Here is a 24,974-nt window from a genome sequence, read left to right as displayed (position 1 = left end):
GGCACACTCGCGCCATGCGTATTTACCTTGTCGGCGGCGCAGTCCGCGATGCCCTGCTGCAACGTCCGGTGGCCGATCACGATCATGTCGTGGTCGGTGCAAGCCCGGACGAGATGCTGGCGCTCGGCTATAAAGCCGTCGGTAAGGATTTCCCGGTTTTTCTGCATCCCAAGACCGGCGAGGAATACGCGCTGGCGCGCACCGAGCGCAAGACGGGCCGTGGCTATCACGGTTTCGCTGTGCACGCCGATGCCTCGGTCACCCTGGAAGAAGACCTGGCGCGCCGCGACCTGACGATCAACGCCATCGCACAGGGCGAGGACGGTACGCTGGTCGATCCGTTCCATGGCGCACGCGATATCGAGCAGCGCGTGCTGCGCCACGTCTCCGATGCATTCGTCGAAGATCCCGTACGCCTGCTACGTGTCGCGCGTTTCGCCGCGCGCTTTGCACCGTTGGGTTTTACTGTCGCCGACGAAACCATGGCGTTGATGCGCCAGATGGTCGAACAGGGCGAAGTCGACCATCTCGTCGCCGAGCGCGTATGGCAGGAAACTCGCAAGGCGCTCGGCGAGCCACAGCCTTCGGCTTTTGTGCGCGTGCTGCGTGAGACCGGTGCACTGAAGGTACTGTTTCCGGAAGTCGACGCGCTCTACGGCGTACCGCAGCGCGCCGAGTTTCATCCCGAGGTCGATACCGGCATTCACATCGAGATGGTGCTGGACATGGCCGCAAGGCTGGCACCGGGTAACGACCTGGTCGGCTTTTGCGCATTGACTCACGACCTGGGCAAGGCGCTGACGCCGGCCGATGTGTTGCCACGCCACCTGATGCACGAGCACAACGGCATCGAGCCGTTGCGGGTGCTCGCCGCGCGGCTGAAAGTGCCCACCGAATATGCCGCGCTGGCCGAGAGCGTATGCCGCGAGCATCTCAACGCCCATCGTGCGTTCGAGCTCAGACCGGCCACCATCCTGAAACTGCTCACCTCACTGGACGCTCTGCGACGCCCCGAGCGCCTGGAGGTCTTTCTGACGGCTTGTGAGGCGGACAAACGCGGGCGGCTGGAGCATGAGAACGATGCCTATCCGCAGGCGGCATACCTGCGCGAGGCCAGGGCCGCCGCAGCCGGCGTCACTGCGGCCGAATTCGTCGCCCGTGGACTAAGTGGGCCCACCATCGGGGAAGCCATGGAGCAAGCCCGCTGCACCGCGATCGGCCAGGTCAAACAAAGTACCGCGCAGTAAGCAAAGCGAAAGACAACGCCGCGCGCCCCGGTGTATAACAACAAGTGTTATTTTATAACACTCACCTTTTTGTCATTTTGGGCGTTTTCCGGAGCCACCCGTGCCGATCAATCCTTCGCCATCGCCCCTGCGCCAGCGTTTCAAGCCCCTCTGGTGGCTGGGTATCGCCTATGTCGTCCTCGGCGCGATTACCCGCATCATCCTGCTGGCGATGTCCGGTAGCGGCGTACCGCTCAACCCGCTGTATTACCTGTACGCGTTCGGCATCGGCCTGGGCTATGACCTGATCACCCTGCTCTACGTCGCCTGGCCGCTGCTGCTGTATCTCTGGCTGATGCCGGTACGTGCCTATGTGTCGCGGCCAGGACAGTGGGTCCTGTACATCCTTGGCCTGGTGCTGCTGTTCTGGCTGATGTTCGTCGGCGCGTCCGAGCTGACGTTCTGGGCGGAATTCGGCACGCGCTTCAACTTTATCGCCGTGGATTACCTGGTCTATACGACCGAGGTGATCGGCAATATCCGCGAGTCCTATCCGATCGGCCGCTGGCTCACCCTGCTCGCGCTGGCCGCCATCATCGTGGTCTGGGTGACCCGCCGCGGCTTGCGCGCGAGCGATGGCGGCACGCGTTTCCTGCAACGCGGCAAGGTGGTGCTGGTGTGGTTCGTGCTCACCGTGCTTTCGGTGGTCGCGGTCAAGGGCACCTTGAAGGACCGTCTCGATAACGCCTACGTCAACGAACTGTCGGGCAACGGCATCTACGAGTTCTTTGCCGCCTTCCGCAGCAGCCATCTCGACTACGCGCGTTTCTATCGCACGCTGCCCGACGATCAGGCCTTCAAGGACGTGCGCGAGATGATCAAGACGCCCGAGGCCACCTATCTCACTGACGACCCGCAGGATCTCACCCGCGAGATCCGTCACGCCGGGCCCGAGAAGCACCTCAACGTGGTGTTGATCAGCGTGGAAAGCCTGTCGGCCGACTTCCTGCAGCACTTCGGCGGCAGCCACGGCAACATCACGCCCAATCTCGACGCGCTGGCCGAACAGAGCATGTTCTTCGACAACCTCTATGCCAACGGCACGCGCACCGTGCGTGGCCTGGAGGCCTTGTCGCTGTCGATTCCGCCGGCGCCGGGCGACTCGTTGATCAAGGCGCACAACAACGAAAACCTGTTCACGCTGGCCGATATCTTCAACGATCGCGGCTACCAGTCGGATTTTGTCTACGGTGGCTACGGCTACTTCGACAATATGAACTACTACTTCAGCCACAACGGCTACCACACGGTCGACCGCGGTGATATCACCAAGGACCAGACCATCCACCATGAAAACGTGTGGGGCGTGGCCGACGAAGATCTCTACACGCTCGCGCTCAAGCAAATGGACCAGGCACAGGCAGCCGGCAAGCCGTTCTTCCTGCACATCATGACCACCACCAACCACCGCCCCTTCACCTTCCCGGCCGGGCGCGTGAAGGAGCGCAACGGTACGCGCGAAGGCGCGGTGGCCTATACGGACTGGTCGATTGCCGATTTCATCAATCGCGCGCGTAGCAAGCCGTATTTCGACGACACCATCTTCGTAATCACCGCCGATCATTGCGCATCGAGCGCGGGCCGCAGCAGCGTGCCGATCAACCGCTATCACATCCCGCTATGGATCTATGCGCCCAAGCATATCCAGCCCCAGCACGTGAAGCAGCTGACCGCGCAGATCGACATCGCCCCGACCGTGCTTGGCCTGCTCAACTTCAGCTACCGCAGCCGCTTCTTCGGTGCGGATATCTTCCAGCTGCCGGCCGGGCAGGAACGCGCCTTCCCCGCCACCTACGAAAAGCTCGGCTACCTCAAGGGCGACGTACTGACGGTGCTCGAACCGCAGCGCAAGCTGGAGCAGGTGCACCCGAACTTCGACACCGGTGATGCGACGCCGATCCAGCCGATCGACCAGAAGCAGGTCGATGAAGCGACGGCGTTCTACCAGGTCGCCGCGTATCTGTTCAAACACGGCAAGATGGTGCGCAAGCCGGAAGACAGCACGGCGGTCAAACCCGAGGTGGCACCGTCTCAAAGTAGCCCGGCAGTCCCGTCGACGGTGCACTAACTGCGGCCAATCGCTTACGCTAACGCCTTTCAGGGGAAGATAAGGCGTTAGCGTGACGTGGCGGCAACACCCTTTGCTCAGGGCTGGCGTCCTGCTGGTTCTCGTGTGGCTGCTGCTGAACCTGCCCACGTTGCTCGGCGGACGTATTCTGCCCTGGGATGCGATCGACCAGTTCTATCCCACGGTCTATTTCAACGCGCATAGCCTGCGCCATGGCATGGCGCCCTGGTGGAATCCGCATATCTATGCGGGTTACCCGCAGATCGCCGACCCGCAGGGCATGCTGTTTTCGCCGTTGCTGATGGCCTGGATGATGATCCCTTCATCACCCGGCGCGAGCTGGTTTGCCTGGGGTGTTCTTCTTCATGTGCTGATGGGCGGTGTGGCCTGCCTGGCAGTGCTGCGCCGCATGGGCGCCACCTCGGCGGGGGCATTGATCGGCGCGATCGTGTTCATGGCCGGCGGCGTCGCTGCATCGCGGCTCGAACACGTGCCGATCGTGCTTGCATACGCCTATGCTCCTGTCGTGCTGCTCGCGCTGAAGGTATTCGTCGCCCGCCCTCGCTGGAGCTACGGCCTGCTGCTGGGCCTGGCGACCGGCGCCATGCTGACGCACCTGGTACAGCTGACTTATCTGCTAGCGCTGATGCTGATGGCCTACGCCATAGCTGCAAGCGCGGCGCATTGGCGAAGCTACTCGGGGCGCGACCGGCTGCACTGGCTTGCCGGCAGCGCGCTGGCTTGTCTGGTCGCATTGGCGATGGCCTTGCCGCAATTGCTGCTCAGCTACGCCTTCGTGGCGCTGTCCAACCGTGCCGAGCTGCCGCTCGAGGCATCACGCGTAGCCTCGCTGGACATGCGTGCCTTCCTGACGCTGATCGTTCCCAATGCCTTGCATGCCTTGCGGGGCACCTATAACGGCCCGTCGTCCGGGATCGAGGCGTATTTTTATCTGGGCGCCCTCCCCAGTTTGATGCTCTGCGGCCTGGGCGCTGCATGGCGCGACCGGCAGCAACGTCGTCAGCTGCTGTTCTTCGCGGTGGTGGCGTTGCTGGCGACCTTGTACATGTTCGGCCTGCACACCCCGTTCTACGGTTGGCTGTATGCCTGGTTGCCGGGAATCAAACAGTTTCGCCGGCCGGCGGATGCGGCCTACCTGCTCAACATGGCGTTCGCTTTCGTTATCGGCATGGCGGCAAGCCACGTCGACCTGAAATCCCGTAAAACGATTATCTGGATGCTCGGCATCGCCATCGTCTGGTTGCTGGTGGCAAGCGCGTCGATGCGCGCCGACAATGCGCGCTGGCAACCGGCCACCTTGTCAGCCGCCATCGCAGCGGCGATCGCCTGCTGGTGGTTGCGCAAGACGGAGCGCGATATCCGGCATGTGCTCGTCGCCATGCTGGCCGTCATGGTGATCGACTATCGCTGCTTCAGCCTCAATGGCAGCTTCAACGAAACCAACGACACGGCACGTGCTTTCCTGCGCAATGATGCCGCCAACTATCTCGCGACACAGCTTCACGATACGCCGGGTGCATTGCCTGCACGCATCGAACCTGTCGATGCCAGCGTCTTCTGGGACAACCTGGTCGTGCTGCGCGATTTTCAATCGACCCAGGGCTATAACCCGCTGCGCTACGCCTTGTACGACCGCTGGTACGGTGCGCGCGACAACGGCAACCTGCCGCGCCCATCCACGCCCTTCAATCTCGATTCGGGCAGCTCATTGACCCGGTTGCTCGCTACCAAATATCTGGTGCGAAACACATCGGAACATGCGCCACCATGGACAGCTCCGACGGGATACGAGCGGGTGTTCTCAGGCTCTCACAGCGAAGTGTGGCGCAACCAGGCGGCGCTACCGCGACTGTTGACGCCACTGCAGGCTCAGGTGACGACCTCACCGACGCCGAATGATTTCGCCACCGCGGATTTCACCAAGCTTGTCCTGCTCACACCGCGAGACGCTGCCGATGAAGCGCTCGCACGCACGGATCAGGAACGCTGCGTGGGTCAGGTGCAGGTTCAAACCGCGACGGCAACACCGACACACATCGCCTTGAACGTGCGAACGGCGCAAGCCGGCTGGCTCGTCATGAGCGAGCTGGATTTCCCTGGATGGACTGCCGAAGTCGATGCTACGCCCCTGCGCATTCATCGTGCCAACGGTATGTTTCGCGCGGTGTGTGTTCCCGCGGGCGAACACACACTGGCCTTCAGTTTCCACCCTTGGAACATGGTGGCCGACGCCTTGCGGCGACGTTGAGCCGACTCGCTACAGGCGCCCGGCTTGGTCCGCGCTCAATAGATCGGCCGGCAGCGGCAATACGTTCATGCCTTTGGCGAACAGCATCGCCTGAAAACGCTCGCCCATCTGATCGGGCAACGTCAGCCGCTTCACTTCCTGTGCAAGCCGATAACGGCTGGCTTCGTCGGCCGCTTGCTCATAAGCGTCCTCGAACGCCTGTTGCAACCCCGCTCCGATCAGGAAAGTCGACTGCGGCACATACGCGGCAACGCCAAACCCGGCGCTGTTGCCCGCCTCGGCCAGCGCAGTGAAATCGACTGACGCAGTGAGATCGTTGAGGCCTGGCAGATAGAACGGATCGTTGTGCGCACGATGCCGGTAGTGCGCCATCAGCGTCCCATCGTTACGCTCGGGCAGATAGAACTCGCGGCGCACGTAGCCGTAATCGATGAACAACATGAGGCCCGCTTCCAGCGAACCGGCGATCGCCTGAATCCAATACGGCAGTTGCGGCAGAATTTCCGAGCGATAGCCGTCGGTGAATTCAGCACCCAGGTCGCGTTCGACATGGCGCACGGCGCCGCTCACCAACGCATCGGCAGGGCGATCGCTGCGCATCAGGCGACCTTCGCCATCGAGCACGACATGTTCTTCGTAGACCTCGCCGCCGCGCATCGCAAAGCGTGTCGTCGGCAAGGCGTCGATCACTTCGTTGGCAAAAAGGATGCCGCGCCAGCTTTCTTCCGGCGGCCGATCCAGCCATTGCACGCGCTCGAAAACCTCGGCGGGCAACGCGGCTGCGAGACGTTCGCGTTGACGATCACGCAGGTCGGCGCTCGGCTCGAGAATCAGATAGCGACGTGGCAGCGACTGGCTGGCATGAAACGCACGCAGCACGGTTTCGGCGAACGCACCGCTACCGCCACCCAGTTCCAGAAAGTCCGCGTCGCCGCCTAACGTCGCCAGGACCGGTTGCGTAGCGGCTACGACGCAGCGACCGAACAGCTCGCCCAGTTCCGGCGCCGTGACGAAATCGCCGGCTTCACCGAACTTCGTCTTGCCAGCGCTGTAGTAGCCCAGGCCCGGCGCATACAGACAGCGCTCCATGTATTGCGCAAACGGCATCGGCCCGTGCGCGGCGATCTGCTCGCGCAGCAGGCTCAACAGACGATCGGAATGCTCACGCTCGTCGGCGCTGGGCGAAGGGAGGCGGGAAGATACGGTGGGATTCATCGGCCAAAGGATAGCCGACCACGGAAGGGGTAAGAAACAAGGCGTGAGAAGCGAGTGGGTACCGACCCTCTCTCACTTCTCACGCCTTTTCAAGCTTTCCTGCGCTTAAAAGTCTTTCTGCACGCTCAGGTACAGCCCGCGGCGCGGACCGAACTGCGGGGCGCCCACGCCCACGCCGGTACCGTCGCGCAGCTCGTAGGTACGGTCGAGCGCATTGATCAGTGCCAGCTGCGTGTGCAACGTGCCGGTGCTGTCGAAGTTGAAATCGTGCGAGACGTTCAAGTTGAGCTGGAAGTAATACGGCAGCGACAAGCCGTTCGGCACGGCACCGTCGGAGCGAAGGCCGCTACCGAAGATGTAATCGGCGCCGACCTTGGTATCGCCAGTGATCGCGTAGCTGACGCCGCCGGACGAGGTCAGCTTCTGGTCGTGATCGAGATGGATGTAGTTGTTGTAGATATACGCCAGATCGTCCGGGCTGAAGTTGTACTGGCCGGTGATGATGCGCTTGCCCATGGCGCGGTTGTACGCCATGTTGAAGTATGCCGAGACCGGGCCCTGGTCGAAGTTGGCCGTGAACTCCACACCGCGGATGCGACCGAACTCGTAGTTGAAGTTCGAGTAAACCAGCGCCGCGCCAAACTGACCTTCATCCTGCAAGCGGCTGACCTTGCGGTAGTACGCATCCAGGCCCAGGGTCAACGGACCGATGTTCTGCGACACGCCCGCATCGTAGTAATCGGAACGCTCGGACAGCGCCGTATTGTTGCCATCGCTCGGTAGCTGATTGGTGGTACCGGCGAACTTGGCGATATTGGTGGTCGAAATGATTTCGGTAGCCGGCGGCACGAAGTAACGCGAGTAACCCGCGTGCAGCGTGGTATCGGGCGTGGCCTGATAGACCAGTCCCAGGCGCGGGCTCAACTGGCTTTCATCGCGGAACAGATGGTACTTGTCGCCGCGCACGCCGTAGTTGATCGTCCACTTGTCGGTCACGCTCCACTCGTCCTGCACATAGGCCGAATACGTACGCGCAATCAGGCGGCTGTCATCGAGAATGCCGATCGGCGTGGTGCTGGCCTGGCTGCCATCGTCGTTGGCGGGAAACACCAGCGAATTGTTGTTGATGTTGCCGTGCTCGAACGAACCGTAGATGCCGTAGCGCAGCGTATGGCTATCGCCCAGCGGCGTGGAGAAATCCGCCTGCAAGGTGCTGGCACGGTTGGTGCGATTGATATCGGCAGCCACGCCGTTGAACATCAGGTCGCCGATCGCGTCCGGAGTGAAGTTGACGCTGCTGTAACGCTGGCCGGCGGACACCTGATAGGCGGTCTCGCCGATCTTGCCCTGCAGCGCAAGCACGCCGAAGCGCGTCTTTTCCTGCTGCTGTTCGTTGAGATTGGCCGAATTGAAATCGACCGTGTCGAGATAGCCGAACTGCGGCGTCTGGTCCGGATTGTTCGGAATCTGAAAGCGGCTGTTGCTCACGCCGAACATGAAGCTCAGGCGCGTCGTGTCGTTGATCAGATACGAGATATCGCCAAAACCCTTCACCTGGTTGGTGTGGTCGTGGATCGGCGTGCGGCTCGAGGTCGGGTTTTCGATGCCGACATCGTTTTCCAGATAGTTCGCCGTGAGGAAGTAGCTCCAGCGATCGGTGCTGCCCCAGATCGATGCATTCGGATTGAAGGTGCCGAACGAGCCGCCCATGACGCCGACGCTGCCGCCGTTGCCCAGGTCGTGGCCGCTCTTGGTGGTGATGTCGACGACCGCCGCGGTGCGCAGGCCATACTGAGCCGGCAGCGCGCCGTCGATCAGCTTCACTTCCTTGATCGTGCGCGCATCCAACGTCTGGCCGAAGCCGGAGATCGACTCGGGAATCAGCACGCCATTGACGCGATATTGCAGGTTGGCGTGATCGCCGCGGATATGCAGCTGGCCATAGGAATCCTGCACCACGCCCGGCGCCTGCAGCAGCACCTGGTTAAGCGGCGTCGATGCGCCCAGCGGCAGAGCCGCGATGGCCTTCTGGTCGATCACGTACTGGCTGCTGCCGGTGTCCGGCGACAGCGAGTTGCGCGCCTGGTCCAGAGCCGCCGTGACGTCGATCGCGCCCAGGTTCTGTACCTTGTTGGCCGGCTTGTTGCGCGAGCCTTGCGGGGTGGTGTCGTTGTCCGCGCCCTGGGACGGGGCATTGGCGCCAGCGGGGGTATCGGTGGCGTACAGCGGCGCCGCGCCCAGCGCAGCAGCCAAGCTCAAGGCAAGCAGGGAAAGTTTCATCGAGAGGCGATCCAAGGTGACAGTAGGCGGTCGGGGGACAATGTTTTATTTTCGATACGTTATAACATTGCCATTACGGAGCAGCCAGTGCCTGCCCCATAAGTCATGCCCGTCGCCGCAAGTAGCTGCGGCTAGCCACTCCCTCCCTCGTCAGGCCAACTTCACCTGTCATCCATAGACTGAGCCTCTGTCGGCGGGCTCTCCAGCCGACGTTTCCAAGGGAGTTGTCATGGCAAAACGCTCAGCGAAGGATGTGTCCGGGGATCAGCTCCCCGCCGTAGTGGAACCAGCCGAGCAGAGCCGGGTCACCCGCGCCATCCTGGATTTCGTCAGCCAGATCCCCGACAGCCGCATCGGCGGCGCCAAGGATCCGGAAACCGAAGCGCGCCGCCTGGCCAGTCGGGCCGCCCAACGCGCGGCGCTGACCTCAGGCTCGCTAGCCCTGCCGCCCGGTCCGCTGGGCTGGCTCACCATCCTGCCGGAGCTGATAGCGATCTGGAAAATCCAGGCGCAGATGGTCAGCGATATCGCCGCCGCCTACGGCAAGCATGCGGCGCTGGGGCGCGAACAGATGCTTTGGTGCCTGTTTCGCCATACCGCCGCGCAGGCGTTTCGCGACCTGGTGGTGCGCATGGGCGACCGCCTGCTGTTTCGTCGCATGTCCTATGCCGTTGCCGAACGCGTGGCCAAACGCATTGGCACGTCAATCACGCAACGCGCGGTCGGCAAGGGTATTTCGCGCTGGCTGCCGATCGTCGGCGCGCTCGGTGTCGGCGCCTATGCCTATTACGACACCGGACAGGTGGCTAAGACCGCGATCGAGATGTTCAGTGGCGATATCGAGGTCGATGGCGTCGCGGACGACGCAGAATTTGCCGACACCGTAAAAAAAAAGTCCCCGCGCCGAGCCACCAGCAAAGCCGTGAGCCGCACGGCCCGTAAGGTGATCGACAGCGCCAGGAAGACGGCCACCAAGAGCAGCAGTGTCGCCAAGAAAGCGGCGAAGAAAGCCGTGAAAAAGGTCGCGGCAAAAAAGCGCCCGGCACCCCGGAAAACCTGAGCCGCGAGATGACGCACGCATCGCTTTGCGGCAAGCTGGAGCAATCATCGAAAAAGCCAGGAACCGTCGCATGAGCCCACGTCACGACCGCCCTGTCGTCCTGATCACAGGCGCGGGTAAACGCGTGGGCGCGACGATCGCGCGCGTGCTGCACGGCGCCGGTTACGATCTCGCACTGCATTACCGCCGCTCGCGCGAAGAAGCTCAGGCCCTGGCTCAATCGCTGGAACAAGCGCGCGCCGGCAGCACACTCTGCGTCCAGGCCGAACTGGCCGAGCTCGACCGGCTGCCCGGGCTTGTCGACGAAGTACTCGCCCACTATGGCCGGCTCGATGCACTGATCAACAACGCGTCGGCGTTCTACCCCACACCGATCGGCACGGCGACGCCGGCCCAGTGGCAGGAACTGTTCGCTTCTAATGCGCAGGCGCCTTTCTTTCTCGCTCAGGCAGCGGTGCCGGCGTTGCGTGAGCGCAGTGGCGCCATCGTCAACCTGGTCGACATCTACGCCGAACGCCCACTTGCCAACCACACGCTGTATTGCATGGCGAAGGCTGCGTTGGAAGCGATGACGCGCTCGCTCGCACTGGATCTCGGGCCGGCGATACGCGTCAACGGCGTAGCACCCGGCGCGGTGATGTGGCCGAGCGAAGGCAAGGCCTATGGCGATAAACAGGCGATGCTCGAACGCACGCCGCTCAAACGCGCGGGTAGTCCCGATGATGTGGCCAGCGCCGTGTTATGGCTACTGCGCGATGCGCCTTTTGTGACCGGGCAGATCATTCGCATCGATGGTGGGCGGACGCTTTCGGTCTAGGCTGTGGGTCGCGGTGGAAGCCGCTCCTACATGGGCGACTTCGGAGATATTCGGAAAACCCTACCTATTCGTCATTCCGGCGCAGGCCGGAACCCAGTGGCTTTGTGATCGGTTGTCGCGAGGACCTGCGTAGGTCAGCCCTATTGCGAAAACTGAAAACCGATGCCACTGGGTCCCGGCCTACGCCGGGATGACGACAATCAAAACTGAGGTTGTTCGAGGCTCCCTTCAACCGCAGTAGCCTGCAAAGCAGGCCGCTTTTCAGTCCGCCTTTACGCGAAAAGCCTGCTCCAGGAGCTTCGGCTCGAAACCGCCGCCGACTTCACCGCTCTCGGCATAGCGATACAACACCGCCGCATAGATGCCTTGAAGCGCCGAGTGCGCCAGCGCCAGCGTGATCAGGCCGATGACCGCCAGGGCAATCGCCGCGACAATGGCCGGCATCGATTGCGATGTGATTGCCGCTACGACCAGCAAGCCGCATGCAAATGTCGTGATAACGGTGACCACACTAAACACCACACCGATACCACCCTGGCCGATCAGATTTTCGCCCCAGGTACGCTTGAGCAGGGCCACGCTACGGGAAACTGCATCCATGGGCCCCACCTGCTGACTGGCCAGCACCGGCACGACCAGGAGGCTCGCCACCGTCCAGGCCAGACCGAACAGGCCGGCAATCATCCTGCCGACCAGACCCAGGCGCTCCTGCAATGCGCGCAGAAACAAACCGACGGTTGCGGCGATCATGGCGTAGCCAAGAATGCTGCCCCAACGCGAGCGTGCTACGGCAAAGCCAGTCGACATCGTCGCCGGTTCGCCGCGAAGGCGCGCAAGCACCGTACCGGCCAGAGCGGTGTTGAAAAAGATGATGATGAAGTACTGCACCAGGTAGAACACGAACATGCCCAGGTAGGCAGCCAGCGAGAACCCGCGCGTCTCGTTGGCGGTTGCGTGATGCACGATGCCCAGCGTCACCGCGATCGGGATCAGAAAACTGGCCGCGACCACCAGGCTGCAAAGACCCGACAGCAACGGAAACATCATCAGCGACTTGTCCGAGCGCAATACACTCGCACTCGCTTTCATCAAGGCCCAACTACGCGCAAACTTGCCCATCGTCCCCCTCCTCCTTGTCTGTGATTGGCTTTTTATCACCGGCGCATAGGCAGCGACAGTGCAGGTTCAACTCAATTCAATGCGCTCCAGCGGCTCGCTATCGGCCAGGAACGCCGACCATAGCGCCGCCATGGTGTCGCCACTGAGCGGGTGCCGCAGCATCGGCGCGATATCGGCGATAGGCCGCAGCACAAAGGCATGTTTCAACTCTTTGCGCGGCAGCTGCAAATGACCATCCCCGTTCATCACGAGATCGTCATACAACACGATGTCGATATCGAGCGTGCGGTCCGAATAGCGCGGCACGTCGCGGCGGCGACCGTGACGATCCTCCAACGCATGCAGCCAGTCGTTCAAGGCTTGCGGCGACAGATCCGTATCCACTCCGACCGCGAGATTGACGAAGTCCGCCCCATCGAAACCCACAGACCGGCTGCGATACGCCGGCGATACCACGATGTCACCGAAGCGCTCGCGCAGCTCGGCGAGCGCCGCATTGAGGTAGCGCAGCGGCTCCTGGTTGGAGCCCAAACTCAGATAAGCGCGCGCCATCGCCTCAGACCGGACGCGTACCGCGCTCGATGCGCACGCCTACCGCACGTGCGCCACGTACCGCGCCGGGCTTGGACAACTTCAATCGCACCCAGCTCACGCCGAACTCGTTGCGGATGATTTCCGCGCAGCGTTCGGCCAGCGTTTCCACCAGTCCGAAACTGGAACTGCCGACATAGTCGATCAACCGCTTGGAGATGTCCTTGTAGTTGAGCGTATGGGCGATATCGTCACTCGCCGCCGGACGTGTGTTGTCGAAGGCCATTTCGATGTCGAAGGACAAGGTCTGGCGCACGCGACGCTCCCAATCGTAGATACCGATCACGGTTTCGATGCGCAGGTCTTCGATGAAAACGATATCCATGGGAGAACAATCAACCGTCAATGGTGAACAGGAAAGTACGTAACGATCAGGCCGCCGGCAGGCTTTCCAGATCCCAACGGGGAAAGACCTGCACGGTCTCGTCCTGATGTTGGCCGTGCGCGAGGCGGATCGCACCGGCCAGCGCGATCATCGCGCCGTTGTCGGTACAGAATGCCAGGCGCGGGAAATAGGTGCGAAAACCGTCCTTCTCGCCAGCGGCAGCCAGCTCGGCGCGCAGGCGCTTGTTCGCGCCGACGCCGCCAGCGATGACCAGGCGCCTGGCGCCGGACGCTTCGAGCGCGCGGCGGCACTTGATGATCAAGGTATCGACAATCGCCTCTTCGAAGGCGCGCGCGATGTCGGCGCGGGTCTGTTCGCTCTGGTCCGACTGCTGCCAGGCCAGCAGCACCTGCGTCTTCAAGCCGGAAAAGCTGAAATCCAGCCCGGGGCGATCGGTCATCGGCCGCGAAAAGCGAAACCGTCCAGGCTGGCCCTGCTGCGCCAATGCCGCCAACGCAGGGCCACCCGGATAGGGCAGGCCCATCATCTTGGCGGTCTTGTCGAACGCTTCGCCGGCCGCGTCGTCCAGCGTGTCGCCCAGGATCCGGTACTGGCCGATGCCCTTGACCTCGACCAGCATCGAATGCCCGCCCGAGACCAGCAGGGCGACGAACGGCGGCTTGGGCGGATCGTCCTCCAGCAAGGGGGCGAGCAGATGACCTTCCATATGGTGCACGCCGATAGCCGGCACACCCAGCGCCCAGGCCATGGCCCGCGCAGCCGCCGCACCGACCAGCAAGGCGCCGACCAGCCCCGGCCCGGCGGTATAGGCCACGCCGCCCAGGTCCTGGGGGGTCAAACCGGCCTGGGCCAGCGCCTCGCGCACCAGCGGCAACAGCTTGCGCACGTGATCGCGGCTGGCCAGCTCGGGCACCACGCCGCCATAATCGGCGTGCAGCTTGATCTGGCTATACAGCGTATGGGCCAGCAGGCCCTCCCCCGGCTTTTCCGGCTCCCAGCGCAGCAGGGCCACACCGGTTTCGTCGCAGGAGGTCTCGATGCCTAGGATGGGTTTATTGGGCGCTGACATGCCCAACAGTCTAACGGGGAGCGAGCGACTTTACGCAGCCGCCCTGGCGCGGCTATACTTTGCGGCTCGCCCAATTCCACGGGCAGTACCTAGTCATATTCGGAGTTTCCATGCCCAGCGTAAAAGTCCGCGAGAACGAGCCGTTCGAGCTTGCCCTGCGTCGCTTCAAGCGCACCTGCGAAAAGGCCGGCGTCCTGGCCGAGACTCGTAAGCGCGAGTTCTACGAAAAGCCGACCCAGGAGCGCAAGCGCAAGCGTGCCGCCGCGGTGAAGCGCCATCTGCGCCGCCTGTCGCGTGACACCTCGCGTCGTACCCGCCTGTACTGAGTTACCTGGCCCGGCATCCGCGTGATGCCAGCCCTGGCGCTTCCCAGCGCCCCCAGGTAGCTTTGGCAGCTTGGCGCGATTAACTCCGCCGCCGCTGCGTTCAGCACTTGCACCAGCCGGCGTTGCCTTGCGCAACGCCGGCTTTCTGCATTTCCTTATCGCCCGAATCCGGATACCAGGAGCACGACATGTCCCTCAAGCAGCAACTTACCGAAGACATGAAGACCGCGATGCGCGGCGGCGACAAGCACAAGCTGGGCGTCGTGCGCCTGATCCTCGCTGCCGTCAAACAGCGCGAAGTGGACGAGCGCATCGAGCTGGATGACATCCAGGTCCTTGCCGTACTTGAGAAAATGCTCAAGCAGCGACGCGATTCCGTGAGCCAGTTCGATGCCGCCAACCGCACCGACCTGGCCGACGTTGAACGCGCCGAAATGGCCATCATCGAGACGTATCTGCCGGCCAAGCTCACCGAGGCGGAAGTCGATGCATTGATCGATGCGGCTATTGCCGACACCGGCGCCAGCTCGGCCAAGGACATGGGCAAGGTCATGGGCGTGGTCAAGGACAAGGCCGCCGGCCGGGCCGACATGGCCGTGGTGTCGGGACGCATCAAGGCCAAGCTGGCCGGCTGATCTCGCCCGGGAACGCGGCGTTCACGCGCTCCTGACCGCGCCGTACCGCGATTAAACAGCGAGTCGGCCGATGCCCCGATGATGCGGCGCCTTCACGTTGCGGCCTCTACAAAGTGAGGCTCGCAACATCACCGAGGGCTATACGCATGCTGAAGTGGGCCATTATTTTCGCCATCATCTCGCTGATTTCAGGCTGGCTGGGTTTTGGCACCTTGTCCGGCGTCACCGGCACGATCGCGAAGGTGCTGTTCGTGATCTTCGTGATCATCTTCCTCGTCATCCTGCTGGGCCTGATCGGCATCGTCCATCTGGTCTGACGATACAGCGCTGCCCGGACTCAGTCCGGGCAGCGCTACACGGACCGGATCACGGAAGGCTTTTCACCAGCTCTCGCCGCGCCCGCTCCAGCACCGGATCTTTCCCTGCGCGCACATCCGCCACGCTCGGCGCCAGGGCGATAGTCGGCGTAATGCCACGACCGACGAACTCGCGCCCATCCGGATAACGATCCCATTTGACGCAGATGCGCGCCCAGCCGCCGCCCGGCAGCATGAAAGACATCGGCATGCCCGTACTGCCACCCGTCGGCTGGCCCACCAGGATGCCGCGCTTGAGCGTATCGAACGACATCACGAAGTCTTCGCCGGCCGAGAAGGTTTGCGCACCGATCAGCAGCGCGACAGGGCCCCGGAAAATGGACTTGGTTTCATGCGGATAGGCTTCCCCGCTGCCATCCAGCGGCACCCATTCCAGACCCAGGCCGCCGTTGGCGCGCGACACTGCGCTGACCGATTGTTCGTAGGCAGCGGCGGATGGAATCGGGGCGTCCGTGAGATGCGTAAGGATCTTGAAACCATAGCTGTCCGAACCGCCGCCGTTCTGTCGCATGTCGAGAATCAGTGCCTTGGCCTGCATGATCTGCGGTAGATGATCCTCGAAGGCCTTGCTGGACGCCTCGCTTTCGAAGTGATCGATCGCCAGATAGGCCACTCCGCCCGGCAGCATCCGGAACTCGAACTGCGGCGGACCGTGCCGATCCGGATAGTTGCTGCGCGCGACCGTCACCGTGCGGCGATGACCATGGCCATCGTCCAGCCCAAGTTCGACCGGCTTGTCCTTGTCGCCCCCAAGCAGGCTGTAGGTATATTTGCGCACGTCCATGTCCTGTGGCGTGGAGCTGCTTTCATAAGGCTCCACGTGCTCGTGCGCGTATTGCTTGACCTCGACGCCGTCGATGCTGGCGATTTCGTCTCCGGCATGGATGCCCTGCTTGTCCAGCAGTGCGCTACCAACAAAGGTCACCAGCACCTTGCCGCCGATCAGCGCCGTGCGCAGCGGCGGGCGGGCATAGAAGCTGTCTTGCAGCTCTTTGGGTGGATCGATATTTGTATGGCCGTCGTGCAATAACGGCGCGAAACGCATCAGCACTTCGTAGTACGACCGCGTATCGCTGGCCGCGATCACCTGCGGCAGGAAATCCAGATACGCCTGATCCCAATCGAGCTGCGGCACATTGTTGAAGTGTGCGAAGTTGTACTTGGCCTCCGACCAGAACAATGACAATCCGGCGATACGCTCCGCTTCGCTCAACTGTGGCTTGTACGGCACGGCGATCGTCTTTGCGTGCCATAGCCGCCCCGTCGCGTCCATGTGCGACAGCATGTCTTTGTAGCGCGACTCATCCTTCAGCAGCGCCTTGGCCTTGTCACTACGAAAAATGTTGTCGGCAGGAATCGGTGCCTGCGCGACATTGGCTGCCATCATGTCGAGCGCCTTGGCTTTCTCGCCCTCGTCGACATACAACAGGAACAAGTCGTCACGAATGTTGTAACTACGAAAGCGCAGAGCGCCACTACCATCGGCAAGTGACGTTATCTCCGGCGAATAGGTATCGCCGAGCGCCTTGAGCAGTATCGCTTCGGCTTGCTGCCTGGACGCCGGCGTGTCCTTGCCATCCTTGCGCACCGCCTCGGCCTGTTCACGTGCCGCACTCAGGCGGTCGTAGGCCTGCATCGCCGGGCTTTGCGTCTCAGCCGCCAGCGCATTGGTCATACCGATCGCCAGCAGCCCTGCCAACACCACCATCCCGTGCCCTCGCCCCATACCATCCCTCCCCTTTGATCGGCCGAGCTTACCGCGGCCGATCCACTGGAAACCTCCCCCATCGACTAAACTAATGTCCTATGCGTGGCCGGATCCCCGACAGCTTCATCGATGAACTGCTTGCCCGCGTCGATATCGTCGACGTGATCGAGCGGCGCGTGCCGTTGAAGAAGGCCGGGCGAGAATGGACCGCGTGCTGTCCGTTCCACAACGAACGCAGTCCATCGTTTTATGTGAGCCCGGCCAAGCAGTTCTTTCATTGCTTCGGTTGCGGCGCGCACGGTACGGCGATCAAGTTCCTGATGGATTACGAACGGCTGGAGTTTCCTGATGCCATCGAGGAACTGGCCCAAGCCGTCGGCCTGAAGGTCCCACGCGAGGGCGGCAACGATGCGCCACGCGAGGACAAGACCGATCTCTACGCGCTGCTCGACAGCGCCGCGCGCTGGTACCAGGGCGAGCTGCCCAAGAACGCCGACGCCAAGGCTTACTGCAAGAAGCGTGGGCTGGATGCGCAGACGATCGAGCGCTTCCGCATCGGCTGGGCGCCGACCGGCTACGACGGCATCATGAAGTCACTGGGTACCAGTGAGCGGCGCATGCAGCTGTTGAACGAAGCAGGCATGGTGGCCAGCAACGAACGTGGCAGCAAATATGACCGTTTCCGCGAACGGCTGATGTTTCCCATCCTCGACCGCCGCGGCCGCGTGATCGCTTTTGGCGGACGCGTACTGCAGGCCGATCAGGGCCCGAAGTATCTCAACTCGCCGGAAACGCCGCTGTTCCACAAGGGCCGTGAGCTGTTCGCGCTATGGCAGGTGAAGCAGGCCAATAGCAGCCTGGCGCGCATCGTGGTGGTCGAGGGCTACATGGATGTGATCGCCCTGCATCAGGCCGGCCTGCCGATTGCGGTGGCGACGCTGGGCACGGCAACCACGCCCGACCACACCGAAGTGCTGTTTCGCGCCGCACCGGATGTCGTGTTCTGTTTCGACGGCGATCGCGCTGGGCGCGCGGCGGCGTGGAAGGCACTGGAATCGGCATTGCCGCGGTTGCGCGACGGGCGGCAGGCGTATTTTCTGTTCCTGCCCGATGGCGAAGACCCCGATACCTTGATCCGCAAGGAAGGCAAGGAAGGTTTCGAGAAGCGGCTGAAAGAAGCCACGCCGCTGTCGGAATATTTCTTTGGCGAACTCGCGCACGACGTCGACATGGCCAGCCTCGACGGTCGCGCCCGGCTGGCCGAACGTGCACGGCCGCTGATCGCACGCCTGCCCGATGGTGCGTTTCGCGACCTGATGGCGCAGGAGCTGGAAAAGCGCAGTGGCGCGCGTGCCATGCTTGAACCGGAGCCGGTGCGCCGACAGACACAACGCCCGGTCGCGGTGCAACGCAGCCTGGTGCGCAGCGCGATCGCATTGCTGCTGGCGCAACCGGGCATGGCCGATGAGGTCGAACGTCCCTACCGCTTCCTGCGCCTGGACAAGCCCGGCATTTCGCTACTCGCGGATCTGATCGATACGGCGCGCTCACGGCCAGGCATCAATCCGGCCATGCTGATCGAGCATTACGCCGAACGCGAGGAGTATCCCGCCCTGCAGAAACTCATGGCCGCACCGGTTGTCGGCGAACCGGAGATGCAGCGGATCGAGTTTTTCGATGCTCTGCTGCGGATGGAGCAACAGGCGATCGTGCTCCGACGCGAGGCACTCACTGCCAAGCATCGACAAGGTACGCTCGACAGTGCAGAAAAAGCCGAGCTGCGCGAACTGCTGGCCCTGCGTGTACAGCCGGCACCGACAGCGGAGTAAACCGATGCTGCACTGCAACCCCTGGCCAATAGTTCTGTGGGATGATGTCCTTTTGCCCAGCCATTCCGGTCCGCGCATGAAGGCAAATACGTAGATGGATCTGCTCGAACGACTGGTGACACTGTTCGCCGAGAACGGGTACGCCGCGGTTTTCATTGCCCTGCTGCTATGTGGCGCAGGCGCGCCGCTGCCCGAAGACATCACCCTGGTAGCCGGCGGCGTGATCGCCGGCCTGGGTTATGCCAACGTGCATATCATGTTCGTCGTCGCCATGATCGGCGTGCTGGTCGGCGATGCGGGCATGTTCCTGCTGGGCCACCACTACGGCGCGCATATCCTGCAATGGCGCGTGGTATCGCGCCTGCTGACGCCCGCTCGTTATGCCAAGGTGCAAGAGAAATTCGAGCGCTACGGCAACCGTCTGATGTTTATCGCGCGTTTCCTGCCGGGTATGCGCACGGCCGTCTACATCACCGCCGGCACCACGCATCGCGTGTCGTTCATACGCTTCCTGCTGCTCGATGGCCTGGCTGCGCTGATCAGCGTGCCTATCTGGGTGTATCTGGGCTATTTCGGCGCAGACAACCACGAATGGCTGGTGAAATGGATACGCCGCGGTCAGAGCAGCCTGTGGGTATTGGGCGGCCTTATTGTCGTTGTTCTGCTGGTGCTGTGGTGGCGGCATCGCCGACGCGCGGCGCGTGCCGCCACGGACCAGCACTAACCCATTACAGGCAATCAGTCAGCCCGTCGTAGAGGCTTAGTTTGGTGCCCGGCAATGGCGCATCGATGGCGTCCATGAGATGACTGCCCTCCAGCGCAGCATAGAAATGCTCGATCGATGTTCCCGCCGCAAGTGGCGCCTTGCAGTTCCAGACCCGTGCGTCCACCTGCACGCGGCCGTTGACCGGATCGACATCTTCATAGCTGCCGGCAAATGTCCAGATGCATTCGCCCATCACGCCGGTTGCACGCTCGACCGAACAGCGAAGACGCAGCGACTGGATATTGCTGTAATCGCTCTCACAAAAGGTATCGCCGCAGACTGCGTCAAAGTCGCGCGTCAGGCGCTCGGCCAAATCATAAAAGCGGCTCCAGCCCTCCTCGTTGTCGGGATAGTGAATCGCATCGACATATTTCTCCTCATCAGCCCAGGCCGCTGGCGACAAAGCCATCGCCAGCATGACGATCAACGCGACGATCCAGATATTGCGTACTTGCACGACTGCCCTCCCTGACTGCCCCTGATAGACAAGACAAGGATGAGCTAACGGCATAGCCAATGCCGTCGTCGGTGAACGCATGGCAGATCGGACGGCACCGTTCGCGCCTGTCCGCCGAACTCAGCTGGGACGTGCGCTCATGCCGATCGCCACTTCTTCGCGCAGCCAGTCGCAGAACAGCAGCGTTTCGGGTCGGTCCCGCGCCTCGTTGGCAAGGCCGAGGTAATACGAGTGCCGCCATGGTGTCGGTAGATCGAAAGGCTCGACCAGACGCCCCGCTGCGATGTCGTAGGCCACCAGCAAGCGCTGCGCCAGCGCGATGCCCTGCCCTTCGATCGCCGCCTGCAACATCATCGTGCCGTCGCCCAGACCCATGTCACGCGTGTTATCGCTCAAGCTCAATCCGACTTGTGCAAACCAGGCTTCCCAGTCCGGCGCCACCGCCGCCCGGCGTCCGGCGCGCTCATGCAGCAGCGTCTGGCCATTCAATGCCGCCGGAGCGGTCAGGAGCGTGGCGATCGACGGGCTGCATACGGGCGTGTAATCGGTGGTCGCCAACAAGCTATAGGCAGGGTCTTCGCTGGCCCGGTCATCGATCGCGCGGTCCTCGATGGCGATGTCCCAGCGACCGGCATCCACCTGGGTTTCGGTCTGCACGGCCACATCGATATCGGGGTGCCGATCGAAGAAACGGAACAGCCTCGGCACCAGCCATTTGGTGCCGAAGGTGGCCGGCACGGAGACACGCAAGGACAGTTTCTGGTCGAGCAGCTGGTCCGTGGCATGTTGCAGTGCACGAAAAGCTTCGCGAACACGCGGGAAATAGCGCTCACCGGCCGGCGTCAGCGTCAGCTTATTGTTGCTACGCACAAACAACGTCGTGCCGAGATATTGCTCGAGCTGTTTCACCTGCTGACTGATGGCAGCGGCGGTCAGCGACAACTCCTCGGACGCCTTGGTGAAGCTCAGATGTTGCGCCGCAACCTGAAAGACACGTAGTGCGTTGAGGGGTAGCGAGCGCTTCATTGCGAGCTCATTTAGAAAAACTTGGGGGAACCCCCGTGAATTTCTAGTTTGCCACGTCTGGCGGTACTACCAACAATCGAAGTCAGTTAACCGCCAGATCGCGCATGAACATTCTTACGATCGACACCGGCACCACCAACACCCGCGTCTGTCTCTGGCGCGATGGCGTCGCCATCGCGCAGGCCGCCCGACAGGTAGGTGTTCGCGACACGGCCATCACCGGCAATCGCACCCGCCTGGAAGCGGCCGTGCGCGAAACGCTGGACGAAGCCCTCGGCGCCGCCGAGTTGAGCGCGGACGATGTCGACCACGTGCTAGCGTCGGGCATGATCACCTCGAACATGGGCTTGTGCGAGATCCCGCATGTCGCCGCCCCGGTGGCAATCCACGCCCTGGCCGGCGCCATGCGCGAGGCCCGCATCGAAAACGTCTGGGCGCGACCGATCTGGTTCGTGCCGGGCGTACGCAACGCTGTCGACCATATCGGTCTGCATAACAGCGAGGCGATGGACATGATGCGCGGCGAGGAGACCGAAACCTTCGCGCTGATCGAATGCCTGCAGCTGAAGGAACCGGCGGTGATCGTCCTGCCGGGTTCGCACTCGAAATTTGTCAGCCTCGACGACAAGCAACAGATCACCGGCTGCGTCACCACCCTGGCCGGCGAGCTGCTGCACGTGATCTCGCACGAAACCATCCTGGCCAGCTCGCTCGACGGAGGCTTCGCCAAACGCATCGACGCGGAGATGCTGCTGGCCGGTGCACGCTCGGCCAAACAGATCGGCCTGGGTCGCGCCTGTTTCAGCGTGCGCATCCTCGACCAGTTCACCGTCTACGACGCGAATGCGCGGGCCAACTTCCTGCTCGGCGCCGTGCTCGGCTCGGACCTGCTCACGCTGAAGAACTCCAGCGCGATCGAGGTCATGCCCGGCGTGCGCTTCGTGATCAGCGGCAAGTCGATCCTGCGCGAAGCCATTGCGCTGCTGGTGCAGGGCGACGATTTCTTTTCCGGCGAAGTCACCGTACTGGACGACCAGCAGCAGGCGAATCTCGCCGGCCGCGGCGCCATCGCGGTGGCGCGCGAACGCGGCCTGTTCGGCAGCAATGAACGCAAACGCGCCTGATCGATCCACCCAGTCAGGCACCGCACTATCGCAGTTGGCTCGTCATAAGTTTTGAGGAGGGAATGATGAATCGCAAACTCACCCACGTCTTTCGCGGCATCGCCGTTGCACTGGCCCTGGCCAGCGCGCCCGCCTTTGCAGACGACCCGGTCAAGATCGGCTTTGTCGTCAAGCAGCCCGAGGAACCCTGGTTCCGCGACGAGTGGCGCTTCGCCGAACAAGCCGCGAAAGAAAAGGGCTTCGAGCTGGTGAAGATCGGCGCCGAGAATGGCGACAAGGTCCTCAATGCGATCGATAACCTCAAGGTGCAGCATGCACAGGGGTTCATCATCTGCGCACCCGATGTGAAGCTTGGGCCTTCCATCGTCGCCAAGGCGCGTATCAACCACCTGAAATTGATCACCGTCGACGACCGCCTGGTCGATGGCAGCGGCAAGCCGATCGAAGGCGTGCCCTATACCGGTATCTCCGCGGTCAATATCGGCAAGCAGGTCGGCCAGGCGATCGCCGAACAGATCAAGGCCCGCGGCTGGAACCCAGCCGAAGTCGGTGCGCTTCGCGTGTCGTTCGATCAACTGCCGACCGCGCGCGACCGCGATGACGGCGCGGTGGAAGCGCTGCTCGCCAGTGGCTTTCCGAAGGCGAACATCTTCAACGCGCCGCAAGCCAAATCCGATACCGAAAACGCCTTCAACGCATCGAGCATCGCCATCACGCAACATCCGCAGTTCAAGCACTGGGTCGCGTTCGGCATGAACGACGAGGCCGTGCTCGGCGCCGTGCGTGCCGCCGAAGGCCGTGGCATCAACGCCGCCAACATGATCGGCGTCGGGATCGGTGGCAGCAATTCGGCAACGAACGAATTTGCCAAGAGCCAGGCGACCGGTTTCTACGGCTCCATCCTGATCAGTCCCAAGCGCCATGGCTACGACACGTCGATACAGATGTACGACTGGATCAAGAGCGACAAGGCGCCGCCAATGATCACCCTCACCGATGGCCGCCTGATTACCCGCACCAACGCCGCCGACGTGCGCAAGGCCATGGGTCTGTAAGATGTCGATGGCCGCGCAGCAAGACGCCACGCCTTATCTGCAGTTCGAGTCGATCGGCAAATCGTTCCCCGGCGTACGGGCGCTGGCCGAGGTGAGCTTTGGCGTGCACGCTGGCAGCGTGCACGGTCTGCTCGGCGAAAACGGCGCCGGCAAGTCGACCACGATGAAGATTCTCGGCGGCGAGTACACGCCGGACGAAGGCCGCCTGATCATCGGCGGCCAGCCGCGACAGTTTCGCTCCAGCGCCGAAGCGATCGCCGCCGGTGTCGCGATCATTCACCAGGAGCTGCAGTACGTCCCCGAACTCTCAGTGATGGAAAACCTGCTGCTCGGGCGTCTGCCCACGCGCATGGGTTTCGTGCAGCGCCGGCAGGCCTTGGCGTGGACGCGTGAAAAGCTCGATGCCCTGGGCGTGGATCTCGACCCGCGCGCCAAGATGCGCAACATTTCCATCGGCCAGCGGCAGATGGTGGAAATCTGCAAGGCGATTCTGCGCGATGCCAGGATTCTTGCGCTGGACGAGCCGACCAGTTCGCTCTCGCATCGCGAAACCGAAGTGCTGTTCCGGCTGGTGCGCGACTTGCGCGCGCAGGGCAAGGCGATGATCTATATCTCGCATCGCCTCGATGAAATCTTCGAACTATGTGACGCTGCCACGGTGTTTCGCGACGGCCGCAAGATCGCCGACTTCGACACGCTCGAAGGCGTCACGCGCGAGACGCTGGTACAGCGCATGGTCGGGCGCGAGTTGAACGACATCTTCGGTTACCGGCCTCGTGAGCTGGGAGATGTACGCATGTCGGTACGCGGCGTGACCGGCCACAAGGTCAAAGCGCCAGTGGACTTCGAGGTACGCTCGGGCGAGATCGTCGGGTTCTTCGGCCTGGTCGGCGCGGGACGCAGCGAGACCATGCGTGTCGTCTATGGCGCGGACAAGCGCCTGGGTGGTGCTGTAGAGATCGACGGTAAGACGCTGCCCGCCACAGATGTACGCGCAGCTATCCGAGCCGGCCTGATGTTCTGCCCGGAAGACCGCAAGGAAGACGGCATCGTCGGCGTCCGCTCGGTATCGGAGAACATCAATATCAGTGCACGGCGCAATCATCTGCGCGCCGGCTTGTTCGTCGACGACGCCATCGAAGCGAAAACCGCCGATGACTTCATCAAGCGCCTTTCGATCCGCACGCCCAACCGCCGCCAGGAAATCCGCCTGCTGTCGGGCGGCAATCAGCAGAAAGCGATTCTCGCGCGCTGGCTCGCCGAGGGCGATTTGCGCGTCCTGATCGTCGATGAGCCCACCCGCGGCATCGACGTCGGCGCGAAGAACGAGATCTACAACGTGCTGTATGCCCTGGCCGAACGCGGTGTCGCGATCGTCATGGTGTCGAGCGAACTGCCGGAGGTGCTGGGCGTGTCCGACCGCATCGTCGTGATGTGCAACGGCCGTATCGCCGGCCAGTTCGCACGCGATCAGGCCAACGAAGAAAACGTACTTGCCTGTGCGCTGCCCGAAGGCGCTCCGAAGGCGAACCAGCGCAGGAATTGAGAGAC

The 24,974-nt window shown here is 62.6% G+C and carries 22 protein-coding genes; 13 read left to right on the top strand and 9 right to left on the bottom strand.

What is annotated here, in order from left to right; translation table 11 throughout:
* The first annotated feature begins 14 nt into the window (after nt 1–14).
* From QMG46_RS06255 to QMG46_RS06245, 3 genes are all read left to right on the top strand, one after another.
* Nucleotides 15–1,247, top strand: coding sequence for a multifunctional CCA addition/repair protein (locus QMG46_RS06255; protein ID WP_281851628.1), 1,233 nt, complete (start codon nt 15–17; stop codon nt 1,245–1,247).
* A 100-nt stretch (nt 1,248–1,347) separates the two neighbouring features.
* The gene (locus QMG46_RS06250; RefSeq protein ID WP_281851627.1) at nt 1,348–3,354 is read left to right on the top strand and encodes an LTA synthase family protein; all 2,007 of its coding nucleotides are present in this window, start codon (nt 1,348–1,350) and stop codon (nt 3,352–3,354) included.
* A 52-nt stretch (nt 3,355–3,406) separates the two neighbouring features.
* The gene (locus tag QMG46_RS06245) at nt 3,407–5,623 is read left to right on the top strand and encodes a YfhO family protein (RefSeq protein WP_281851626.1); all 2,217 of its coding nucleotides are present in this window, start codon (nt 3,407–3,409) and stop codon (nt 5,621–5,623) included.
* 9 nt (nt 5,624–5,632) lie between these two features.
* Here QMG46_RS06245 and QMG46_RS06240 read toward each other — a convergent pair whose 3' ends face one another.
* Both QMG46_RS06240 and QMG46_RS06235 read right to left on the bottom strand, forming a co-directional pair.
* Nucleotides 5,633–6,838: a class I SAM-dependent methyltransferase gene (locus QMG46_RS06240; protein WP_281851625.1), complete on the bottom strand. Its 1,206-nt coding sequence runs from the start codon at nt 6,836–6,838 to the stop codon at nt 5,633–5,635.
* A 105-nt stretch (nt 6,839–6,943) separates the two neighbouring features.
* A complete protein-coding gene (locus QMG46_RS06235) occupies nt 6,944–9,118 on the bottom strand; it encodes a TonB-dependent receptor (RefSeq protein WP_281851624.1) in 2,175 nt (724 codons plus the stop codon).
* A gap of 229 nt (nt 9,119–9,347) precedes the next feature.
* On the opposite strand from QMG46_RS06235, the gene QMG46_RS06230 reads away from it, so the two are divergent.
* Both QMG46_RS06230 and QMG46_RS06225 read left to right on the top strand, forming a co-directional pair.
* Nucleotides 9,348–10,178, top strand: a complete 831-nt coding sequence (locus QMG46_RS06230) for a hypothetical protein (RefSeq protein WP_281851623.1) — start codon at nt 9,348–9,350, stop codon at nt 10,176–10,178.
* Nucleotides 10,179–10,248: 70 nt separating this feature from the next.
* Nucleotides 10,249–10,995, top strand: a complete 747-nt coding sequence (locus QMG46_RS06225) for a pteridine reductase (protein WP_281851622.1) — start codon at nt 10,249–10,251, stop codon at nt 10,993–10,995.
* Between the two features lie 261 nt (nt 10,996–11,256).
* Here the strand turns inward: QMG46_RS06225 and QMG46_RS06220 are convergent, their stop codons facing one another.
* From QMG46_RS06220 to tsaD, 4 genes are all read right to left on the bottom strand, one after another.
* Complete coding sequence (locus QMG46_RS06220; RefSeq protein ID WP_281851621.1) at nt 11,257–12,114, bottom strand: DUF6159 family protein; 858 nt, start codon at nt 12,112–12,114, stop codon at nt 11,257–11,259.
* A gap of 66 nt (nt 12,115–12,180) precedes the next feature.
* Nucleotides 12,181–12,666 (bottom strand): 2-amino-4-hydroxy-6-hydroxymethyldihydropteridine diphosphokinase, encoded by a 486-nt coding sequence (folK, locus tag QMG46_RS06215; protein ID WP_281851619.1) that lies wholly within the window; start codon nt 12,664–12,666, stop codon nt 12,181–12,183.
* 4 nt (nt 12,667–12,670) lie between these two features.
* The gene (gene folB, locus QMG46_RS06210; protein WP_281851618.1) at nt 12,671–13,030 is read right to left on the bottom strand and encodes a dihydroneopterin aldolase; all 360 of its coding nucleotides are present in this window, start codon (nt 13,028–13,030) and stop codon (nt 12,671–12,673) included.
* A gap of 46 nt (nt 13,031–13,076) precedes the next feature.
* Nucleotides 13,077–14,120, bottom strand: coding sequence for a tRNA (adenosine(37)-N6)-threonylcarbamoyltransferase complex transferase subunit TsaD (gene tsaD, locus QMG46_RS06205; protein ID WP_281851617.1), 1,044 nt, complete (start codon nt 14,118–14,120; stop codon nt 13,077–13,079).
* Between the two features lie 110 nt (nt 14,121–14,230).
* Between tsaD and rpsU the strand changes: the two genes are divergently transcribed.
* From rpsU to QMG46_RS06190, 3 genes are all read left to right on the top strand, one after another.
* Nucleotides 14,231–14,446, top strand: a complete 216-nt coding sequence (gene rpsU, locus QMG46_RS06200; protein ID WP_014404075.1) for a 30S ribosomal protein S21 — start codon at nt 14,231–14,233, stop codon at nt 14,444–14,446.
* Between the two features lie 188 nt (nt 14,447–14,634).
* A complete protein-coding gene (locus tag QMG46_RS06195) occupies nt 14,635–15,081 on the top strand; it encodes a GatB/YqeY domain-containing protein (protein WP_281851616.1) in 447 nt (148 codons plus the stop codon).
* A 146-nt stretch (nt 15,082–15,227) separates the two neighbouring features.
* Complete coding sequence (locus QMG46_RS06190) at nt 15,228–15,398, top strand: DUF1328 domain-containing protein (protein ID WP_281851615.1); 171 nt, start codon at nt 15,228–15,230, stop codon at nt 15,396–15,398.
* Between the two features lie 49 nt (nt 15,399–15,447).
* Here QMG46_RS06190 and QMG46_RS06185 read toward each other — a convergent pair whose 3' ends face one another.
* The gene (locus QMG46_RS06185; RefSeq protein WP_281851614.1) at nt 15,448–17,184 is read right to left on the bottom strand and encodes a S41 family peptidase; all 1,737 of its coding nucleotides are present in this window, start codon (nt 17,182–17,184) and stop codon (nt 15,448–15,450) included.
* A gap of 80 nt (nt 17,185–17,264) precedes the next feature.
* On the opposite strand from QMG46_RS06185, the gene dnaG reads away from it, so the two are divergent.
* On the top strand, nt 17,265–18,995 hold the full coding sequence (gene dnaG / locus QMG46_RS06180; protein ID WP_281851613.1) for a DNA primase: 1,731 nt from the start codon (nt 17,265–17,267) through the stop codon (nt 18,993–18,995).
* A gap of 94 nt (nt 18,996–19,089) precedes the next feature.
* On the top strand, nt 19,090–19,719 hold the full coding sequence (locus QMG46_RS06175) for a DedA family protein (RefSeq protein ID WP_281851612.1): 630 nt from the start codon (nt 19,090–19,092) through the stop codon (nt 19,717–19,719).
* Nucleotides 19,720–19,723: 4 nt separating this feature from the next.
* Here QMG46_RS06175 and QMG46_RS06170 read toward each other — a convergent pair whose 3' ends face one another.
* Nucleotides 19,724–20,179 carry a hypothetical protein gene (locus QMG46_RS06170; protein WP_281852823.1) on the bottom strand — a complete coding sequence of 152 codons (456 nt, stop codon included), beginning with the start codon at nt 20,177–20,179 and terminating at the stop codon, nt 19,724–19,726.
* Nucleotides 20,180–20,338: 159 nt separating this feature from the next.
* Nucleotides 20,339–21,244, bottom strand: coding sequence for a LysR substrate-binding domain-containing protein (locus tag QMG46_RS06165; RefSeq protein WP_281851611.1), 906 nt, complete (start codon nt 21,242–21,244; stop codon nt 20,339–20,341).
* A 104-nt stretch (nt 21,245–21,348) separates the two neighbouring features.
* Between QMG46_RS06165 and QMG46_RS06160 the strand changes: the two genes are divergently transcribed.
* From QMG46_RS06160 to araG, 3 genes are all read left to right on the top strand, one after another.
* Nucleotides 21,349–22,368 (top strand): 2-dehydro-3-deoxygalactonokinase, encoded by a 1,020-nt coding sequence (locus QMG46_RS06160; RefSeq protein WP_281851610.1) that lies wholly within the window; start codon nt 21,349–21,351, stop codon nt 22,366–22,368.
* 65 nt (nt 22,369–22,433) lie between these two features.
* Nucleotides 22,434–23,423: an arabinose ABC transporter substrate-binding protein gene (locus QMG46_RS06155; protein WP_281851609.1), complete on the top strand. Its 990-nt coding sequence runs from the start codon at nt 22,434–22,436 to the stop codon at nt 23,421–23,423.
* A gap of 7 nt (nt 23,424–23,430) precedes the next feature.
* Nucleotides 23,431–24,969, top strand: a complete 1,539-nt coding sequence (gene araG, locus QMG46_RS06150; RefSeq protein WP_281851608.1) for an L-arabinose ABC transporter ATP-binding protein AraG — start codon at nt 23,431–23,433, stop codon at nt 24,967–24,969.
* Nucleotides 24,970–24,974: the final 5 nt, after the last annotated feature.

Origin of the sequence: Dyella sp. GSA-30 (genome assembly GCF_027924605.1) — a bacterium.
Classification (GTDB): Bacteria; Pseudomonadota; Gammaproteobacteria; order Xanthomonadales; family Rhodanobacteraceae; genus GSA-30.
Note: the sequence above shows the minus strand (reverse complement) of the source record. Positions and strands in the feature narration are given on the sequence as shown.

Bases quoted from the DNA above. Each gene is read 5' to 3' on its own strand.
- QMG46_RS06255 (WP_281851628.1), top strand. From the start codon at position 15: ATGCGTATTTACCTTGTCGGCGGCGCAGTCCGCGATGCCCTGCTGCAA.
- QMG46_RS06240 (WP_281851625.1), bottom strand. From the start codon at position 6,838: ATGAATCCCACCGTATCTTCCCGCCTCCCTTCGCCCAGCGCCGACGAG.
- QMG46_RS06235 (WP_281851624.1), bottom strand. From the start codon at position 9,118: ATGAAACTTTCCCTGCTTGCCTTGAGCTTGGCTGCTGCGCTGGGCGCG.
- QMG46_RS06230 (WP_281851623.1), top strand. From the start codon at position 9,348: ATGGCAAAACGCTCAGCGAAGGATGTGTCCGGGGATCAGCTCCCCGCC.
- QMG46_RS06225 (WP_281851622.1), top strand. From the start codon at position 10,249: ATGAGCCCACGTCACGACCGCCCTGTCGTCCTGATCACAGGCGCGGGT.
- QMG46_RS06220 (WP_281851621.1), bottom strand. From the start codon at position 12,114: ATGGGCAAGTTTGCGCGTAGTTGGGCCTTGATGAAAGCGAGTGCGAGT.
- folK (WP_281851619.1), bottom strand. From the start codon at position 12,666: ATGGCGCGCGCTTATCTGAGTTTGGGCTCCAACCAGGAGCCGCTGCGC.
- folB (WP_281851618.1), bottom strand. From the start codon at position 13,030: ATGGATATCGTTTTCATCGAAGACCTGCGCATCGAAACCGTGATCGGT.
- tsaD (WP_281851617.1), bottom strand. From the start codon at position 14,120: ATGTCAGCGCCCAATAAACCCATCCTAGGCATCGAGACCTCCTGCGAC.
- rpsU (WP_014404075.1), top strand. From the start codon at position 14,231: ATGCCCAGCGTAAAAGTCCGCGAGAACGAGCCGTTCGAGCTTGCCCTG.
- QMG46_RS06195 (WP_281851616.1), top strand. From the start codon at position 14,635: ATGTCCCTCAAGCAGCAACTTACCGAAGACATGAAGACCGCGATGCGC.
- QMG46_RS06190 (WP_281851615.1), top strand. From the start codon at position 15,228: ATGCTGAAGTGGGCCATTATTTTCGCCATCATCTCGCTGATTTCAGGC.
- QMG46_RS06185 (WP_281851614.1), bottom strand. From the start codon at position 17,184: ATGGGGCGAGGGCACGGGATGGTGGTGTTGGCAGGGCTGCTGGCGATC.
- dnaG (WP_281851613.1), top strand. From the start codon at position 17,265: ATGCGTGGCCGGATCCCCGACAGCTTCATCGATGAACTGCTTGCCCGC.
- QMG46_RS06175 (WP_281851612.1), top strand. From the start codon at position 19,090: ATGGATCTGCTCGAACGACTGGTGACACTGTTCGCCGAGAACGGGTAC.
- QMG46_RS06170 (WP_281852823.1), bottom strand. From the start codon at position 20,179: ATGCTGGCGATGGCTTTGTCGCCAGCGGCCTGGGCTGATGAGGAGAAA.
- QMG46_RS06165 (WP_281851611.1), bottom strand. From the start codon at position 21,244: ATGAAGCGCTCGCTACCCCTCAACGCACTACGTGTCTTTCAGGTTGCG.
- QMG46_RS06160 (WP_281851610.1), top strand. From the start codon at position 21,349: ATGAACATTCTTACGATCGACACCGGCACCACCAACACCCGCGTCTGT.
- QMG46_RS06155 (WP_281851609.1), top strand. From the start codon at position 22,434: ATGAATCGCAAACTCACCCACGTCTTTCGCGGCATCGCCGTTGCACTG.
- araG (WP_281851608.1), top strand. From the start codon at position 23,431: ATGGCCGCGCAGCAAGACGCCACGCCTTATCTGCAGTTCGAGTCGATC.